Genomic DNA, 16,531 nt, shown 5'->3' on the forward strand with positions numbered 1-16,531 from the left:
CGTCAATGCCTTTGCGCGTGAGTGAGAAGGCTTGCGTCCTCGCCATCGGGAGCAGCGTCACCCAGCACGCGGCCTCGCGTCTCCGGCAGCATCAGCACGGACACCACGACGATCGCGTAAGCCAGGCCAGCATCGATGCCGATCGCTGTTCCAAGGGACATGTTCGTGGACATATGACCCACTAACACTGGAAATCCGGCGGATACGACGCGGCCAAAGTTGTAGCAAAACCCGACGCCGGTGCCACGCATTCCGCGCGGATACAGTTCGTTGAACAGCGCACCCATGCTCGCAGGAATGCCGGCTGCAAAGAATCCCAGCGGAAAGCCGAAGAACAGCATCGCGGTATCGCCGAGCGGAAGAAACAGGTAGGCGACCACCGTGATGACGCAGCAGATCGCGAAGCTGAGAATGGTTTTTCGACGTCCGATGCGGTCCAGCAGTTGCGCACTGACAATGCACCCGCAAAAGAACGCGACGATCACGACGGCGAGATAGCCGCCGGTGCTGAGCACGGACAAATGGCGCTCGGTCTTCAGAAACGTCGGCAGCCAGGTCATCAGCGCGTAGTAACCGCCATGCGCGCCGACGCCGAGCAGCGCACCGATCAACGTCATGCGCAGCATGGCTGGCGAGAAGATGCCGAAGATCACATCGCGTGTGCGCTCGTCGCCATCCACGCGTGCGTCGCGTGCCGATTGCGCCGGCGCGGCCGGCTCCTGCACGCCACGTCGAACGTACAGGATCAGGAGCGCGGGAACGATGCCGATTGCGAACATCACACGCCATGCGGTGTGTGCTGGCAGCAACGAGAACATGAGCGCATAGAGCAGCACCGCTGCGCCCCAGCCGACGGCCCATGCGCTCTGCACGCTGCCCATCGCCTTGCCGCGATGCTCGTTGCGGATGGTCTCGGCCATCAGCACCGCGCCTGCCGCCCATTCCCCGCCGAAGCCGAAGCCCTGTAGCGTTTTCAGCACGAGAAACTGCGGATAGTTTTGCGCGAACGCGCACAGGAACGTGAACACGGAGAAGAACGCCACCGTCCATTGCAGGGTCCTGACGCGTCCGAACCGGTCCGACAGCATGCCCGCGATCCATCCGCCCAGCGCAGATGCGACCAGCGTGACGCCGCTGACGAGTCCAGCCTGCGTGCGGCTGATCGACCACTCGGCGATGATCGCCGGAATCACGAGGCTGAACATCTGCACGTCCAGCGAATCGAGCGCCCATCCGCCGAAACACGCCCAGAACGTCCGGCGTTCATTGCCTGAAATTTCACTGAACCACTTGAACATGCCGTCTCCTCGTCGCCGTTCTTCGTCGAGAACAACGTGTTTCCGATCGCGCGCGATTGCTAGCGGATCTCAGCCTGGTAGATGAAAGCGCTGGCGGGACCGCGTGAGCGGCGCCATTCGAGCGGCTGTCGATCGTAGCCATACGCGAGACGCTCGATGACGACGGCCGGCCTACCGGGTTCGATTCGCAGAAGCCTCGCGTGCAGCGCGCCGATGGCTTCCACGGTGAGGGTTTCCGTCGCGGACGCCACGATCTGGTTGCATTGCGCCTCGTACACGGGGTACAGGAGATCGCCGACTTCGCTCAGGTCCATCTGCGCGAACGCCGCAAAACGCTTGTACGGCAACCAGATTTCTTCGGCGAGCATCGGCTCCCCGTCGAGCAGCCGCAGACGCGACATCCGGATCACGCGCGCAGTGCTCGCTATCTGCAACGTCGCGGCGACCGCCGAGGGTGCATCGACGACCTCGCGACGCAAGATACGGCTCTCAGGAATGCGGCGTTCGCCTTCCCGGGTCTGGAAGCGGAAGAAGCGAAACAGGGAGCCGTCGAAGTTCGCGCGGCGCACGAACGTTCCTCTGCCCTGAAAGCGCTCGAGCAAACCCTCCGCGACGAGCAGATCGACGGCTTTTCTAACAGTTCCGACCGCAAGGCCGTAGCTTTGAGCGAGCGCTTGTTCTGTGGGAATCGCTTCCCCCGGACGCCATTTGCGGGCCGCAATAAGAGCCACCATCTCGTCGCGCAAGCGTTGATAACGGGGTAATCGGCTATCCGTCTGCATCTGTCGTCTCCAAGCAATTCATATATATGATTGCATGTTTGCGCGCGGAGACGGATCGGGGATAACCCTGCTGAGGGGGGTTTGTCTGGAGGGCTTTAGGGGAGAAAGGGGCTTGAACGGACGTGGCGTCCGGATACTGGAGTGAGTGAACTAGCGCGATTTCGTGCTTGGCGCGGTGACGCGTGGTGCGTGGCCCGCCCGTTTGCACCTGCGTAGCGTGTGTGGTGATAAGGAGTCGGCGCATCGCTTAATGACTGAGGTCGCCAACGCTCAGCTAGAGAGCGCGCCGGTCCTTGCGCGCATGATTGATTGCGTTGCTGGCGAATCAGTTACTACTGGCGGAGAACGAGGAGGCTTGCTCTTGTTATTAACAAGAGTCGGTGCTTGGAAGCGAGGCGCTATGTGCGCTGACTAAAGGCTCTGTTTCTGCGATGCCTTGCTATTGCGAACGAAGGCGGCCCCACGTTCACCGCAGCGCACGAGCCGGCGCAAGCGCACAGCCAGGGCGGCGGCAATGTCCGCCCGGCCGTTCGACACTACTCATCCAGCATCAGCGAATCCACATCCTCTCAAACCGCAGGCGTTGTCAACGCAGAGCCGATTGCTTCGTTAGCGACCACATCGACAGCCTCCTTGACGACGCCCACGATTTCATCGACTTCAGCGCGCGTCGTGACCAGCGGCGGCGCGAAGCCCAGGATATCGCCGTGCGGCATCGCGCGCGCGATCACACCGCGCTCGAGCGCCGCAGCGGATACCTTCGGACCGACCTTCAACGCTGCATCGAACGGCTTGCGGCCTTGCTTGTCCGCCATGAATTCAAGCGCCGCCAGCATACCCGCGCCACGCACTTCGCCGACGAGCGGATGCGAATCGAACGCCGCATGCAATTGCTGCTGAAGATAAGCGCCGACATCCGCGGCATTCTGCGCGAGATTCTCGCGCTCGAGGATATCGAGGTTCGCAAGCGCCGCTGCCGCGCAAATGGGATGGCCCGAATACGTCCAGCCATGACCCATCGGACCGAACTCTTGCGAGCCCTTGTCGATGACGTCCCACACTTTCTCGCCGACGATCACACCTGACAGCGGCGCATACGCACTCGTCAGCCCTTTCGCCACCGTGATGAGGTCCGGCTTGATGCCGAAGTGCTGTGCGCCCATCTTCGACCCGAGACGGCCAAAGCCGCACACGACTTCATCGGAGATCAACAGAATGTCGTGCTTGCGCAGTACTTGTTGAATCGCATCCCAGTAGCCTTGCGGCGGCGTGATGATGCCGCCCGTACCCATCACCGGTTCCGCGATGAACGCAGCGATCGTATCGGCTCCTTCCTTCGCGATCAGTTTTTCCAGCTCGTCCACGCAATGCGCCGTGAATTGCGCCTCGCTCATGCCGGCCGGCGCTTTGCGATACCAATGCGGACACACGGTGTGCTTCACGCGATCGACCGGCAAATCGAAGTGCTGGTGAAAGCTCGGCAGGCCCGTCAAACTACCCGTCACGATGCCCGAGCCATGATAGCCGCGCTCGCGCGAAATGATCTTCTTCTTGTTGGGACGGCCGAGTACGTTGTTGTAGTACCAGATGATCTTGATCTGCGTTTCGTTGGCATCCGATCCCGACATGCCGTAGTACACCTTCTTCATGCCTTCCGGCGACCAGTCGATGATGCGCGCCGACAGTTCGATGATCGCCTCCGTCGAATGGCCCACGTACGTGTGGTAATAAGCGAGTTTCTTCGCCTGCTCATAGATGGCTTCGGCCACTTCGGTGCGGCCATAACCAATGTTCACGCAATACAGGCCCGCGAATGCATCGATGTAATTCTTTCCCTGATGATCTTCGATGCGAATGCCCTTCGCGCCGGTAATGATCTTGCCCTGCAGCGCGCCGCTTGCGTGATCGTGCGCGTGCGTCGACGGGTGCATGAAATGCGCGCGGTCCTCCGCAAACAGTTGTTCGAGCGGTTGGTGTTGTTGGCTCATGTGCTTCTCCTTGAATCTCGATATGAGTCTTTGATAAGAGTCTCTTCAGGCTGCGCTCGTGAGCGGCAGTCCCAGGTTGCCGAGGCAGAAGTATTTGGTTTCGACGAACGGCTCGAAGCCTTCTGCACCACCCTCGCGTCCAAGTCCTGACGCTTTCATGCCGCCGAAGGGAATCGGTGCGCCGGTGAACTTGACGCCGTTGACCGAGATCATTGCGAAGTCGAGCCGCCGCACCAACTGGAAGATGGTGTCGATGCGGGTCGCGCAGACGTACGCAGCGAGGCCATGCTCGGTGTCGTTCGCGCGGGTCACGACTTCATCGAGCGTGTCGAACGCGGAAACAGCCGATATCGGCGCGAAATTCTCTTCGTCGTAGATACGCATGCCCGGCTCCGCGTCGGCGACGACGGTCGGCTCATAGAACCATCCGCCGCGCTCGTGCGGTTTTCCGCCAGCGACGATGCGCGCGCCGCGCGTTCTCGCATCGTCGATACGTGCAACGGTTGCATCGAAAGCGGCCTGATGCATGAGCGGCCCTACGTCGACATTCGCTTCGAATGCGCTGCCGACCGTCAATGCCTTCACCGCTTCGCCATAGCGTGCAACGAAGCGCTCATAGACCGGACGAGCAACGAGAATGCGATTGGCCGCGCAGCAATCCTGTCCCGACGTTTGAAACTTCGCGCCAACCGCAATGCGTACGGCCTGTTCCACATCAGCGTCTTCCGTCACGATGAACGGCGCATTGCCGCCCAACTCGAGCGCGAGTTTCTTGATGCCCGCGTGCGCCGCAGTCCGCGCAACGAGGCTGCCCACGCGCGTGGAACCGGTGAAGCTGACGGCACGCACGCGCGTGTCGCAGACGAGCGTTTCCATCGCCATTTGAGGCTCGCCGATAACGACGTTGAACACGCCCGCCGGTAATCCTGCTTCTTCCGCAAGTTGTGCCAGCGCGATAGCGGAGAACGGCGTCTCTTGCGCGGGCTTGACGACGACTGTGCAGCCCGCCGCAATCGCCGCGGCGGCTTTGCGCGTGATCATCGCGACGGGGAAGTTCCAGGGCGTGATGAGTGCGGCCACGCCAACTGGCTCCATGACGGTGCCGAGATGCGCGCCATCGATATGCGTCGGAATGGTGCGGCCCGAGAGCCGCTTTGCTTCGTTCGCGAACCATTCGACAAAGCTAGCCGCATAGGCGACTTCGCCTTTCGATTCGGCAAGCGGCTTGCCTTGTTCCAGCGACAGAATGTCGGCGAGATCGGCCTGATGCCGCATGATGAGTTCATGCCAGCGCAATAGCAGTGCGCTGCGCTTGTGTTGCGGCACCCAGCGCCAGGATTGAAATGCGCGATCGGCGGCATCGACGGCACTGACGATCTGCGGCTGATCGAGCATCGGGACATGACCGATCACTTTCTGGTCCGCCGGATTCGTGACCGCGATGGATGCTGCGCTATCGCTATGAACCCAACGGCCGTCGATATAGCAGTGTGATTTGAAGAGTACGGGATGTCCGAGCAACATGTGAGGTCTCCGTCTGGAAGATGCGTTCGATGCATCGACTTTAGGCTTCAGGCGCATTGATTGTTTTTCGTTTCGCGCCTGTTCCCTTGAGGTTCTTTCTGTTTTATCTCGATTGGCTTGCCGATTTTTCAGAGCGCTTCTTCAGCCCAATACGGCGGACCCTCGGCGACTTTCTTCACCACCTTGGTCACGATATAAGTGAAGTAGCGTTCGATGCCCAGTTCCTCCACCAGCAAGGAATCAATGAAACGCTGATAGTGATCGATGTCCCGTGCGACGACATGCAGCACGTAATCGACACCGCCTCCCGTCGCATAGCACTGCACGATTTCGGACGCCGCGTTGACCCGTTCTTCGAAGCGGCGCATGTCCTGCGCGGTATGACGCGACAGCGTCACTTCGACGACGATGCGGCTGCCCTTGAACGCAGTCGTCCAGTCGATCTCCGCCCGATAGCCTTCGACGAGGCCGCTCTCTTCGAGCTTTTTCACGCGCTCCCACGCGGGCGAGACGGAGAGGTTGACCTCTTCGGCAAGACGCGACTTCGTAATGCGGCCATCGCGCGCGAGAATGCGCAGGATGGCGAGATCGTATCGGTCGAGCTTCATTGCGACACGGAGACCGGAATATTGCGCTCGACGATATCGGCAACGACCGCGACCGTATCCCCCATTTGCACGAGACCGGGGAAGTGACGCGCCGCAAGCAGTCCGGCGCGCTTCGCGGTGTATTCGACGGGCGCCGCGCCCGAGCGCGTGATGTCATGGATGCGTGCCAGCACGTCGCCCGCTTGCACCATGTCGCCCAGATCGCGGCACATCTCGAGCAGGCCGGTGTGTTCGCTTGTCGTATAGCACGAGCCATCGGGCATATCGAGCAGCGTGCTCGTGCGCACTTCGCCACTGCGAGCCCCTTGCTTTTCCACGATGCCCGCGTGCGCGAGGAACCCGTAGACGCCGCGTTCTGCAATGGCAACGCTGCGCGCCGTCGACGAACCGCCGCCGCCCAGTTCGGTTGAGACGAAGACCTTGCCCGCATTTTCAGCAGCGCTGTCATAGAGACCGATGCTGTCGAGTTCCAGCATGCGCATCGAATAAGGCGCACCGAATGCGCGCATCGCGGCTTCGCAACGCGCCTGCTGTGACGAGTCATTCAACACGTGAACCGCGGCAAACGGCAGAAAGTCCAGGGTGCGGCCCCCCGCGTGAATGTCGAGCACATAATCTGCGAGCGGCAGCAGGTGACGCTGGAAGTAATCGGCAATCTTCTGCGTCACGGTACCATCGGGCTTGCCGGGAAAGCTGCGATTCAGATTGCCCGCGTCGATTGGGGAAGTGCGCGTGCCTGCGCGAAACGCGGGATAGTTCATGTACGGCACGATGATGACCCTGCCGCTCACGTCCTCTTCCTTCAACGTCGATGCCAGCTTGGCCAGCGCGATAGGCCCTTCATACTCGTCGCCATGATTGCCGCCCGTGAGCAGCGCAGTCGGTCCCTCGCCGCGCTTGACCACGGTGACCGGAATCATCACCGCGCCCCACGCGGAATCGTCGCGCGAATACGGCAACTTCAGAAAGCCGTGCTGAACGCCGTTCGCGTCGAAGTCGACGGTCGGGCTGATCGGTGACGCGCGCATCGTGCTACTCCTTCACGAACAGTTTGCGAGGCGTTTTGCAGAAGGTCTCCACGCCCGTGTCCGTGATCAGGATGCTTTCCGTGATTTCGAGACCCCAGTCGTCGAGCCAGAGGCCCGGCATGAAGTGAAACGTCATACCGGGTTCGAGGACGGTCTTGTCCCCTGGACGCAGGCTCATCGTGCGTTCGCCCCAATCCGGCGGATAACTCGCGCCGATCGGATAACCGCAGCGGCTGTCTTTTTCGATGCCCGACTTACGCAGCACCGCAAAAAACGCATTGGCAATGTCTTCTGTCCTGTTGCCGGGTTTAGCCGCGGCGAGGCCCGCTTCGATGCCTTCAACGACGGCTCTTTCCCCATTGATGAAATGCTGCGGCGGCTTGCCGAGATAGACCGTTCGCGACTGAGGACAGTGATAGCGCTTGAAGCATCCCGCTATTTCGAAGAAAGTGCCCGCATTTGCCGTGAATCTGGAGTCGTCCCAGGTGAGATGCGGCGCTGCTGCATCGGAACCGGTCGGGAGCAAGGGCACAATAGCCGGATAGTCGCCGCCGTATCCTTCGATACCGGTGATGCCTGCTTCGTAGATATGCGCGACGAGATCGCTCTTTCTCATACCCGGCTCGACCTTGTCGAGAATGCGCGCATGCATCTTTTCGACAATACGCGCCGCAATGCGCATGTATTCGATTTCGCGCGGCGACTTCACTGCTCGCTGCCAGTTCACGAGCGCGGTGGCATCGACGAAGCTCGCTTCGGGAAGATGCTGAACGAGCGACGCATACGCCTTCGCGCTGAAATAATAGTTGTCCATTTCCACGCCGATGCGCAGCGTGTTCCAGCCACGCGCCGCGATGACTTCGCTCGACAGGTAATCCATCGGATGACGCAACGTCGACTGCACGTAGTGATCAGGATACCCGACGATATTGTCATGCCCCATGAACACCGTGCGTTTCGCACCGTTCGCATCCTGCCCGCGTCCGTACCAGAGCGGCTCGCCGTCCATCGCGAGCAGCACGCACTGATGCACGTAGAATGACCAGCCGTCGTAACCGGTGAGCCACGCCATGTTGGTCGGATCGGTCACGATCAGCAGATCGATGCCCGCCTTCTCCATCGCGCGCCGCGTCTTCGCGATGCGCGCATCGTATTCGCCGCGCTCGAACGGCAGCCGCACCATCGGCGCCTCGCCTACCCGTTGTTGCTTGATCTCGGACATCGTCCTCTCTCTCAGAGCGTCACGTCGTTGTGGAAATTGGTTCCTGCCCGTGCAGCACGCGCACGCTGCAGCGCAAGTGTCGCGATGGCGGTGTCCTGTGCCCCTGTTCCGGTGAGATCGCACAGCGTGATTTGTTCGTCGCTCGTGCGACCCGGCGCTTGGTTAGCAATGACTTGTCCGAGCTCCGCAAACGACGCATCCGCTTCGACCACGCCGGCCTCGATGGCGTGATGCAGTTCGCCAAGCACGCGCGTTTGCTGAAGGCGATCGCAAACATAGAGCGCTTTTGTGAAGACGTCGGGCGCGATCTCGTTCTTGTGCTCGGCATCCGAGCCAATCGCCGTGATGTGCAAACCGGGACGCAGATCGCGTGCATGAATCAAGGGCTCGCGGCTCGGCGTGGTCGTGATGGCGATATCGGCGTACCGGAGCGCATCGCCTACGCTGTCCGCCACTTCGCACGGCAGCCCCGTGCATTCGCGTGCGTATTGCAGCGCACGTTCGCGCTCGCGCGCCCATACCGTCACATGCCCGATGTCTCGCACGAGGCGCAAGGCATCGAGTTGCAAGCGCGCCTGCTCGCCCGCGCCGATGATCGCGACGCGCTTCGCATCGCGACGCGCGAGCCATCGTGCGGCCACTGCGCCCGCCGCCGCGGTGCGTACCGCCGTGAGATAACCGTTGTCGAGCAACACCGCTTCGGTCAGTCCCGTATGCGCGGACAGCACCAACATCAGACCGTTCAGACTCGGAAGCCCCAGCGAAGGATTATGAAAAAACCCCGGACTCACCTTGATGGCGAAACTCGAAAAGCGCCGCAAATAAGCGGTTTTCACGTCGACTTCGCCCGCGTGCTCGGGAATGTCCAGACGCAGGACCGGTGGCATGGCAACGGCTTCGGTTGCCAGCGAGCGGAACGCGGCCTCGACTTGCTCAATCGCGTCCTGATCGAGCGGCACCAGTTCGCGTAGTTGCGCTTGCGAGAGCAGCACAGTGAATTGATCAATGGCGGCCATGGAATTCACGCGGCTCCAATCAAACGGCGATGGGTGTCGATATCGATGTTGCAGCCGCTGACGACGATCACGATCGGTCCTCGCGAACGAACCGCGCCATCGAGCACCGCAGCCATGCCGACCGCCGCCGCGCCTTCCACGACGAGCCGCTCCTCGCGATACGCATGGGTGATGCCGCGCGCAATCGATACCTCGTCGAGCAAGACGACACGGTCGATCAGTTCGCGCGTCATCTCGAAGGTATGCCGGTTTTCGAGGCCGATGCCGCCGCCAAGCGAATCCGCAAGGGTTTCGAGTTCATCGACATGGACGGCTTTGCCCGCTTCTAGACTCGCATGCATGGCCGCGCCGCGTTCCATCGATACGCCAACCATTTCGGTGGCGCGCGCGATGCTTTTGGCCGCGAATGCAACGCCGCTGAACAAGCCGCCGCCCGATAAAGGCACGACGATGGTCGCGACGTCGGGCAGCGCTTCGAGGATTTCCATGCCGATAGTGGCCTGGCCCGCTATTACGCGCGGGTCATCGAACGGCGGCACGAATGCATAGCCTTCTTCGCGTACGAGACGTTGCGCCTCCGCCTGCGCATCGTCCTGACTCTTGCCTTCGATGACGACGCGCGCTCCCAGCGCGGTGACGGCATCGACCTTGTTCCTCGGCACGAGCGAGGACATGCACACGGCCGCTTCGATACCGAGCGCGCGCGCCGCATAAGCGACTGCACGGCCGTGATTGCCGGTCGATGCCGTCACGACACGCTTGCAGCCTTCATCGGCCAGCTGCGCCAGCGCGTTGGTTGCGCCTCGCAATTTGAAGCTGCCAGTGGGCTGAACGGTCTCGAGCTTGAGATAGACCGGAACGCCCGCCACCTTGCTAAGCGCCGCCGATTGAAGGAGCGGCGTGACGAGCGCGCGGCCCGCAATGCGCTGGCGAGCGCGATAGACATCGGCGAGCGAGAGTCTGGACATGTGGGACTGAGTTGCTATCCGTTGATCGATGCAACTCAGTCTAATGTCCTAAAAAATCGATTTCGAATGTCCTAGTTCAATTGAAGTCGTGAACGTGCGGATATTGTCCGAACACCTCGCGCATCGTTTCGACGGCTCTGCGGAACGTGCGCTCGCCGACTTCCGCGCCGACACATAGACGCACTGCGTTGGGCCGCTCACCGCCGCGCACGAGAAAGGGGTCGGGCGACGTGACCGCGATGTTCCGGTTGCGCAGTTCACGCGTGATGCGCTCCGCTTCCCATTCTTCCGGCACGCGCAGCCATGCGGACAACGCATTCGGATGACTGCCGAGCACGTATTCGCCGAGCAACTCGCGCACGACGGCCTGCCGCGCGGCGAGACGTTCACGCTGGATCTGCACGAGACGTTGCGCCGTGCCATCCATGATCCAACGCGCGGTGACTTCCGCCATCGGCGATGTCGCCATCCAGCAGCTCACGCGCAGCACGCTTTCCGCCCGCAAGGCGAGCCGGCGCGGCACGGTCATGAAGCCTGTGCGCAAGCCACTCAGCACCGACTTGGTCATGCTCGTGCAATAGAACGCGAGGTCGGGAATATGGCTGGAGATTGGCGTTTGCGTTTTCGTGGGCAACGCGCCATACACGTCGTCCTCGATGACATACACGCCATATCGCTCGGCGATTCGCGCGATGGCGCGGCGGCGCGAGTCGGGCATCAAGGCGACGGTAGGATTGTTCAGCGTCGGCGTGCAAACGAGTGCGCTGACGCGCTCGCTGTCGCAGACTTCCTCGAAATGTTCGGGACGTATGCCGTATTCGTCGATTTCCAGCCCCTTGAGCGTGAAGCCGAGCACGTTGGCCGAACCAATCACGCCGTGATCAGTGAGGCTTTCGCATAACACCGTATCGCCCGGACCGACAGTCGATGCCAGTGCCAGAAAAATGCCGTGCGCGGCGCCGTTGGTCACGAGCAAGGTGTCGGCGCTCGCGGGCATGTTGAGCGTCGCGAGCCATTCGACGCCCGCCTGCCGGTGGTTCTCGAAGCCGGCAATGGGCCTGAACGCGCGAATCCAGGGTTGATCCTCGATGGTCGACAAGGTCGCGCAGACCTTGCGCCACATCGCATCGTGCTCCGGCGTATGAACGATGCGCGCGATCGAGAAATCCACGACGGAGCGCTCCGCCGTATCGAGCATGTAATTGGACATCGTCTCCGTCACGCGTGCCGTGACGAAGCTGCCGCGTCCGACTTCGCAGCGGATGAGGCCCTGCCTTTCCAGTTCTTTATACGCGTTGGTGACCGTCTGCACGCTGATTTGCAGGTCCGCCGCCACGTCGCGCTGCGGCGGCAGACGCGCGCCCGATGCAAGCGCGCCGCTCTCGATGTCCGCAGCCATCGCCTTGACGAGCCGCTTGTATTTCGATTGCACGCCTTGCCCCGTGCGCACCGCGTCGCGCCATCGTTCGTTCACCTTGTCGCTCTCCTGATGCTCATGTTCCCTTTTCCCATGCCCAATAGTGGCGCAAAAGTGCGTTCGAAAATAATTGTCCTAGAGCAATCGCAACACAAATATGGCTTTGTATTCTGCATCGTGGCTGCGTTGAAAGGCTGCTCAACGGCTTTAGTCATAAGGGTTTCTCCGGTGTCGCGGCGTCATGCGGCCTGATTCTCCGAGCGAAGACCAACCATACGAACGGGAACGATATGAAGACGAAGCGACTGTCTGGAATGCTGGTAGCGGCGTGCGTCGCGACGGCGGGTTTCACGGGCTATGCAGCAAGCGCAAGCGCCGAGACGACGCTGCAGCGCATTCAGCGCACGGGCGAGGTGCGCATCGGCTATGCAAACGAAACGCCGTTCGCCTATACGACGGCCGACGGCACCGTGACGGGGGAATCGCCCGAAATCGCCAAGAAGGTCTTTGCGAAGCTTGGTGTCAAGAAAGTGGATGCGGTGCTGACTGAATGGGGCGCCTTGATTCCGGGCCTCAAGGCGGGCCGTTTCCATGTCATCGCGGCCGGCATGTACATCACCCCGGAACGCTGCAAGCAGGTTGCCTTTGCCGATCCGCAATACCAGATCCCCGACACGCTGCTGACCATGAAGGGCAACCCGAAGAATCTTCACAGCTATGCCGATGTCGCCAAACAGCCGGACACCAAGCTCGCGGTGATGGCGGGAACGGCGGAACTCGGCTACGCGCGCGAAGCGGGCATCAAGGACGATCAGATTCTTCAGGTACCCGACACGACCGCGCAATTGCAGGCCGTGCGCGCACGCCGTGCAGATGCCGCCGTCGGCACCGCGCTGACGATGAAGGGTCTCGCCTCGAAGGGCGGACCGCAAGTCGAAGCCATCAGCCAGTTCAATGACGATCCCAAGCATACGGGCTATGGAGCGCTGGCGTTTCGCCCCGAAGACACCGACTTGCGCGATGCCGTCAACAAGGAACTTCATGCGTGGATCGGCACAGACGATCACCTGAAGACGGTCGGTCCGTTCGGCTTCGACAAGTCCAACGTGACTGCCAAGAAAGCGCCTGAACTCTGCGGCGGATAAAGCTTTCCGTCGAAGCGCGCGCTGCATGCAACCATTAACGAGGACCCGTCATGAGTGACCTCAATGAGCTTCTACCCTTGATGATGAAGGGCACGCTGGTCACGATCCAGATCGCGATCTTTAGCATTCTTCTGGCGATCTTCATGGCGTGCGTTGCAACCGTGGTGCGCGCGGCGCCGTATCGAATTCTGAGGTGGGCCGGCAACGCGTACGTCGAGATATTTCGCGGTACGTCGCTCCTGGTGCAGTTGTTCTGGCTATTCTTCGTGCTGCCCTTGCCGCCGTTCAATCTGCAACTGACGCCGTTCACGGTCGCGATCGTCGGTCTTGGCCTGCATTACGGCGCGTATGGTTCGGAGATTCTGCGCGGGGCGTTGCGTTCGGTGCCGGGCGGCCAGTATGAAGCGGCGCTCGCGCTGAACATGCCGGCGTCGGCAAGGCTGCGCCGGATCGTGCTGCCTCAGGCGATGATCTATGCATTACCGCCGGCGACGAACCTGATGATCGAACTGCTGAAAGGGACGTCGCTCGTATCGCTCATCACGCTGTCGGACCTTACCTTCCGCGCGCGCCAGCTCGACGAAGCGACCTTCAAGACCGCCGAAATCTTTGCGCTCACGTTGCTCATCTACTTCGTCCTGGCGCAGATCATCGCGACCGTGATGCGCTATTTCGAGCGGCGCGTCAGCAGCCATGTCGCCGTGCGTCGTGCCGTTCCGAGGGCTGCATCATGACCACACTGAGCCAATTGTTCGATGTGAAGTATGCGCTGCATATCCTCCCCCAACTCGCACGCGCGGCGACGTACACCATCGGCATTACGCTGATCGGCTTCGCCATTGCGCTGGTTCTTGGGCTCGTGCTCGCCATTCTGCGGCGCAGTGACATCGCGCCTGTCGCGAAGATCACGGCCTTTTTCATCGAGTTCATACGCAGCACGCCGTTGCTGATTCAGGTGTATGTACTGTTCTATGTCGCTCCACTTTATGGCCTGACGATGTCCGCTCTGACGGCGGGAACCATCGGCATTGCGGTTCACTACGCTTGTTATGTCTCGGAGGTGTATCGCGCGGGGCTCAACGGCGTGGCGCGTGGGCAGTGGGAAGCGTCGTGTGCGCTGTCGCTCTCGCCGTGGCGCACGTATAGCGGCGTCATTCTTCCGCAGGCGATACGTCCTGTGATTCCCGCGCTTGGAAACTATCTCGTCGCCATGTTCAAGGATACGCCTGTGCTGTCCGCGATCACGGTCGTCGAGTTGATGCAGCAAGCCAAGAATATTGGTTCGGAGACCTTCCGGTATCTGGAGCCGATCACCATGACCGGCATCTTCTTTCTCATCATCAGCGTGACCTTCGCCTCGGGCGTGCGTCACGTCGAACGACGCGTGCGCTTGCCATGATGCAGGACATCACGCGTGCTGAACACTCGAACCCGGCGGACGGCGCACGGAAATGGATCTTCAGGAGCAGCAGATGAAACGAGACCTCGACCCTGCACTGGGCGCGGCGGCCGCCGCCAATGCCGACACGCCGATCGTGCGCTTTCGCAACGTGACGAAACGCTATGGCCCGCTGACCGTGCTCGATGGCCTCGACTTAGACGTCGCGCGCAATGAGAAAGTGGCGATCATCGGGCCGAGCGGTTCGGGTAAATCGACGCTGCTGCGCGTGCTGATGACGCTCGACCCGCTGACCGATGGCGTCATCGAAGTGGATGGCGAACCGCTGACGCATGAAATGCGGGGTGGCAAGCTGATACCGGCGTCACCGCGGCATGTTCGCAAGGTGCGCAGCAAGATCGGCATGGTGTTTCAAAGCTTCAATCTCTTTCCGCATATGACGGCCTTGCAGAACACGATAGAAGCGCCGGTCAGCGTGCTGGGTCTGTCGAAGAAGGAAGCCACCGAACGCGCGCGCGAGCTATTGTCGATGGTTGGCCTCGACGAGAAGTGCAATCACTATCCGTCGCAGCTATCGGGGGGACAGCAGCAGCGCGTCGCCATTGCGCGTGCGCTTGCAATGCGTCCCAAGGTCATGCTTTTCGACGAAGTCACGTCCGCGCTCGACCCCGAGTTGTGTGGTGAAGTGCTGAATGTGATTCGCCGTCTCGGCGCCGAGCACGATCTGACGATGCTGATGGTCACGCATCAGATGGGGTTTGCCAAGGATTTCGCCGATCGCGTGTGCTTCTTTTCGCAAGGGAAGATTATCGAGCAAGCGCCGCCGCAGCAGTTCTTCTCTTCGCCGCAGCATGTGCGGACACAACAGTTTCTGCGTGCGGTAACGGAGGCGTTGTAGACGCCGATCGTCGGGCATCGGCGTAATCAGCTTCAAATGCTGCATGTGAAGGACTTAGAGCACGGCCTGAAACGAGCGACTAGTCATTACGCGAGAAGAATTGCTTCGCGCCGACGACGAAACCTCTCGCGACTGGCCACATACAAGCGGATCATCGGCGACTATGCTTACAGCATCAACAGCAAGGAGCCGCCATGCAAGCGTCCGTCGTCCGCCGGTCCGTCGATCTCAGTGCTTATCCGAATCTCGTCGTCGTGTTATTGGGCTTCCGCGTGCGCCGGCTGCGAGGAATTGCGGCGATACTAGGCATCGGCAAAGGGCTGCGGCAGATCGAATCGAATCCGCCCGATGGCTTGCTCTCGAGCCAGCAAGTGTTCTTCGCGCTCAACCATATCGGTATTCGTCAGTACTGGCGCGATCTCGACAGCCTCGAAGCCTTTACTCGCAGCGAGCCCCATTCCCGCTGGTGGCGCGACTTCCTGCGCGATAGCCGCGGCGCTGGCTTCTGGCATGAAACCTATAGCCGGCAAGGAATGGAAGCGGTCTATATCGACATGCCCGAGCCCGCGGGCTTCGACCGCTTCGCGCCCGAACGCCAGCCGACCGGTCCTTTCATGAGCGCGCGGCAGCGGATGGGAGCGGATTAGGCACTTGCGAAACGTGGATCGCTCGCATTAGCGCACTGCGTTTTCCGAATGTGTTGCTTGTCCCCCGATACCGGTCGTCTCAGGTGGAATGCGAATGCGCTGGAGGTCATTGACGGAACGCGTCGACTTCGAACGTTCGTTGCGATTCAATCCAACGCGAGCAATAGCATGGGTTGCCTATGTTCGCGAGGCTTGCTTGCAGGGCACTCATTCGTTAATCGTCGACCCTTACCGGGCTCGGATGGTACATGTGACCGAGCACGCGGTCGCGTATCCCCTCAGTTATCACAGGGTCTTCGAGCGGGCCAGAAGAATTAATTAGTGGTGGATAACACAGCGCTTCCCCCTCGGGCTTGACGTCGGACGCGCGCTAAACCTTTGATCACGCAGACTTCGCGTGAATAACGGTTGCCTGGGTTCCAGCTCTGGTTCAACGCTCCCACTCGTCCAATAACCGAACCGCTAACGAAACCCTCTTGCGTTTCGACGCGGCGTTTCCTATCATCCTTCAACGCGAATGATTCGCATTCACGAACAAGGAACACCGATTCGTGCCCACGACCAATGTGTCCCGGCGCGCGCCCTTTTTCA

General features: G+C 60.9%; 15 protein-coding genes. 5 read left to right on the forward strand and 10 right to left on the reverse strand.

All coding sequences use genetic code 11. The features are described from left to right. Window positions 1-2: 2 nt before the first annotated feature. The 10 genes from LDZ21_RS22895 to ehuR form a co-directional block, all read right to left on the reverse strand. Complete coding sequence (locus tag LDZ21_RS22895) at window positions 3-1,298, reverse strand: MFS transporter (protein WP_244796251.1); 1,296 nt, start codon at window positions 1,296-1,298, stop codon at window positions 3-5. Between the two features lie 59 nt (window positions 1,299-1,357). Beyond that, a complete protein-coding gene (locus tag LDZ21_RS22900) occupies window positions 1,358-2,080 on the reverse strand; it encodes a GntR family transcriptional regulator (RefSeq protein WP_244796252.1) in 723 nt (240 codons plus the stop codon). Window positions 2,081-2,649: 569 nt separating this feature from the next. After that, window positions 2,650-4,068 carry an aspartate aminotransferase family protein gene (locus LDZ21_RS22905; RefSeq protein ID WP_244796253.1) on the reverse strand — a complete coding sequence of 473 codons (1,419 nt, stop codon included), beginning with the start codon at window positions 4,066-4,068 and terminating at the stop codon, window positions 2,650-2,652. A gap of 45 nt (window positions 4,069-4,113) precedes the next feature. Next, window positions 4,114-5,592, reverse strand: coding sequence for an NAD-dependent succinate-semialdehyde dehydrogenase (locus tag LDZ21_RS22910; protein ID WP_244796254.1), 1,479 nt, complete (start codon window positions 5,590-5,592; stop codon window positions 4,114-4,116). Between the two features lie 128 nt (window positions 5,593-5,720). Further along, the gene (locus LDZ21_RS22915; RefSeq protein WP_244796255.1) at window positions 5,721-6,200 is read right to left on the reverse strand and encodes an Lrp/AsnC family transcriptional regulator; all 480 of its coding nucleotides are present in this window, start codon (window positions 6,198-6,200) and stop codon (window positions 5,721-5,723) included. After that, window positions 6,197-7,228 (reverse strand): N(2)-acetyl-L-2,4-diaminobutanoate deacetylase DoeB, encoded by a 1,032-nt coding sequence (gene doeB, locus LDZ21_RS22920; RefSeq protein WP_244796256.1) that lies wholly within the window; start codon window positions 7,226-7,228, stop codon window positions 6,197-6,199. Before doeB ends, LDZ21_RS22915 begins: the two co-directional genes overlap by 4 nt. A gap of 4 nt (window positions 7,229-7,232) precedes the next feature. Further along, a complete protein-coding gene (doeA, locus tag LDZ21_RS22925) occupies window positions 7,233-8,450 on the reverse strand; it encodes an ectoine hydrolase DoeA (protein WP_244796257.1) in 1,218 nt (405 codons plus the stop codon). Between the two features lie 11 nt (window positions 8,451-8,461). Next, complete coding sequence (locus tag LDZ21_RS22930) at window positions 8,462-9,466, reverse strand: cyclodeaminase (protein ID WP_244796258.1); 1,005 nt, start codon at window positions 9,464-9,466, stop codon at window positions 8,462-8,464. Window positions 9,467-9,471: 5 nt separating this feature from the next. Next, on the reverse strand, window positions 9,472-10,434 hold the full coding sequence (eutB, locus tag LDZ21_RS22935; protein WP_244796259.1) for a hydroxyectoine utilization dehydratase EutB: 963 nt from the start codon (window positions 10,432-10,434) through the stop codon (window positions 9,472-9,474). 76 nt (window positions 10,435-10,510) lie between these two features. Then, complete coding sequence (gene ehuR, locus LDZ21_RS22940; RefSeq protein WP_244796260.1) at window positions 10,511-11,908, reverse strand: MocR-like ectoine utilization transcription factor EhuR; 1,398 nt, start codon at window positions 11,906-11,908, stop codon at window positions 10,511-10,513. A gap of 233 nt (window positions 11,909-12,141) precedes the next feature. Here ehuR and ehuB point away from each other — a divergent pair, with 233 nt between their 5' ends. From ehuB to LDZ21_RS22965, 5 genes are all read left to right on the forward strand, one after another. Beyond that, window positions 12,142-12,996: an ectoine/hydroxyectoine ABC transporter substrate-binding protein EhuB gene (gene ehuB / locus LDZ21_RS22945; RefSeq protein ID WP_309774892.1), complete on the forward strand. Its 855-nt coding sequence runs from the start codon at window positions 12,142-12,144 to the stop codon at window positions 12,994-12,996. Window positions 12,997-13,046: 50 nt separating this feature from the next. Further along, window positions 13,047-13,730 carry an ectoine/hydroxyectoine ABC transporter permease subunit EhuC gene (gene ehuC / locus LDZ21_RS22950; RefSeq protein ID WP_244796261.1) on the forward strand — a complete coding sequence of 228 codons (684 nt, stop codon included), beginning with the start codon at window positions 13,047-13,049 and terminating at the stop codon, window positions 13,728-13,730. After that, window positions 13,727-14,395 carry an ectoine/hydroxyectoine ABC transporter permease subunit EhuD gene (gene ehuD / locus LDZ21_RS22955; protein WP_244796262.1) on the forward strand — a complete coding sequence of 223 codons (669 nt, stop codon included), beginning with the start codon at window positions 13,727-13,729 and terminating at the stop codon, window positions 14,393-14,395. Before ehuC ends, ehuD begins: the two co-directional genes overlap by 4 nt. A 73-nt stretch (window positions 14,396-14,468) precedes the next feature. Next, the gene (gene ehuA / locus LDZ21_RS22960) at window positions 14,469-15,293 is read left to right on the forward strand and encodes an ectoine/hydroxyectoine ABC transporter ATP-binding protein EhuA (RefSeq protein ID WP_244796263.1); all 825 of its coding nucleotides are present in this window, start codon (window positions 14,469-14,471) and stop codon (window positions 15,291-15,293) included. A gap of 194 nt (window positions 15,294-15,487) precedes the next feature. Continuing rightward, window positions 15,488-15,940 carry a monooxygenase family protein gene (locus LDZ21_RS22965; protein WP_244796264.1) on the forward strand — a complete coding sequence of 151 codons (453 nt, stop codon included), beginning with the start codon at window positions 15,488-15,490 and terminating at the stop codon, window positions 15,938-15,940. Window positions 15,941-16,531 lie beyond the last annotated feature (591 nt).

The sequence above is a fragment of the Caballeronia grimmiae genome, from assembly GCF_022879615.1.
Taxonomy (GTDB): Bacteria; Pseudomonadota; Gammaproteobacteria; order Burkholderiales; family Burkholderiaceae; genus Caballeronia; species Caballeronia grimmiae.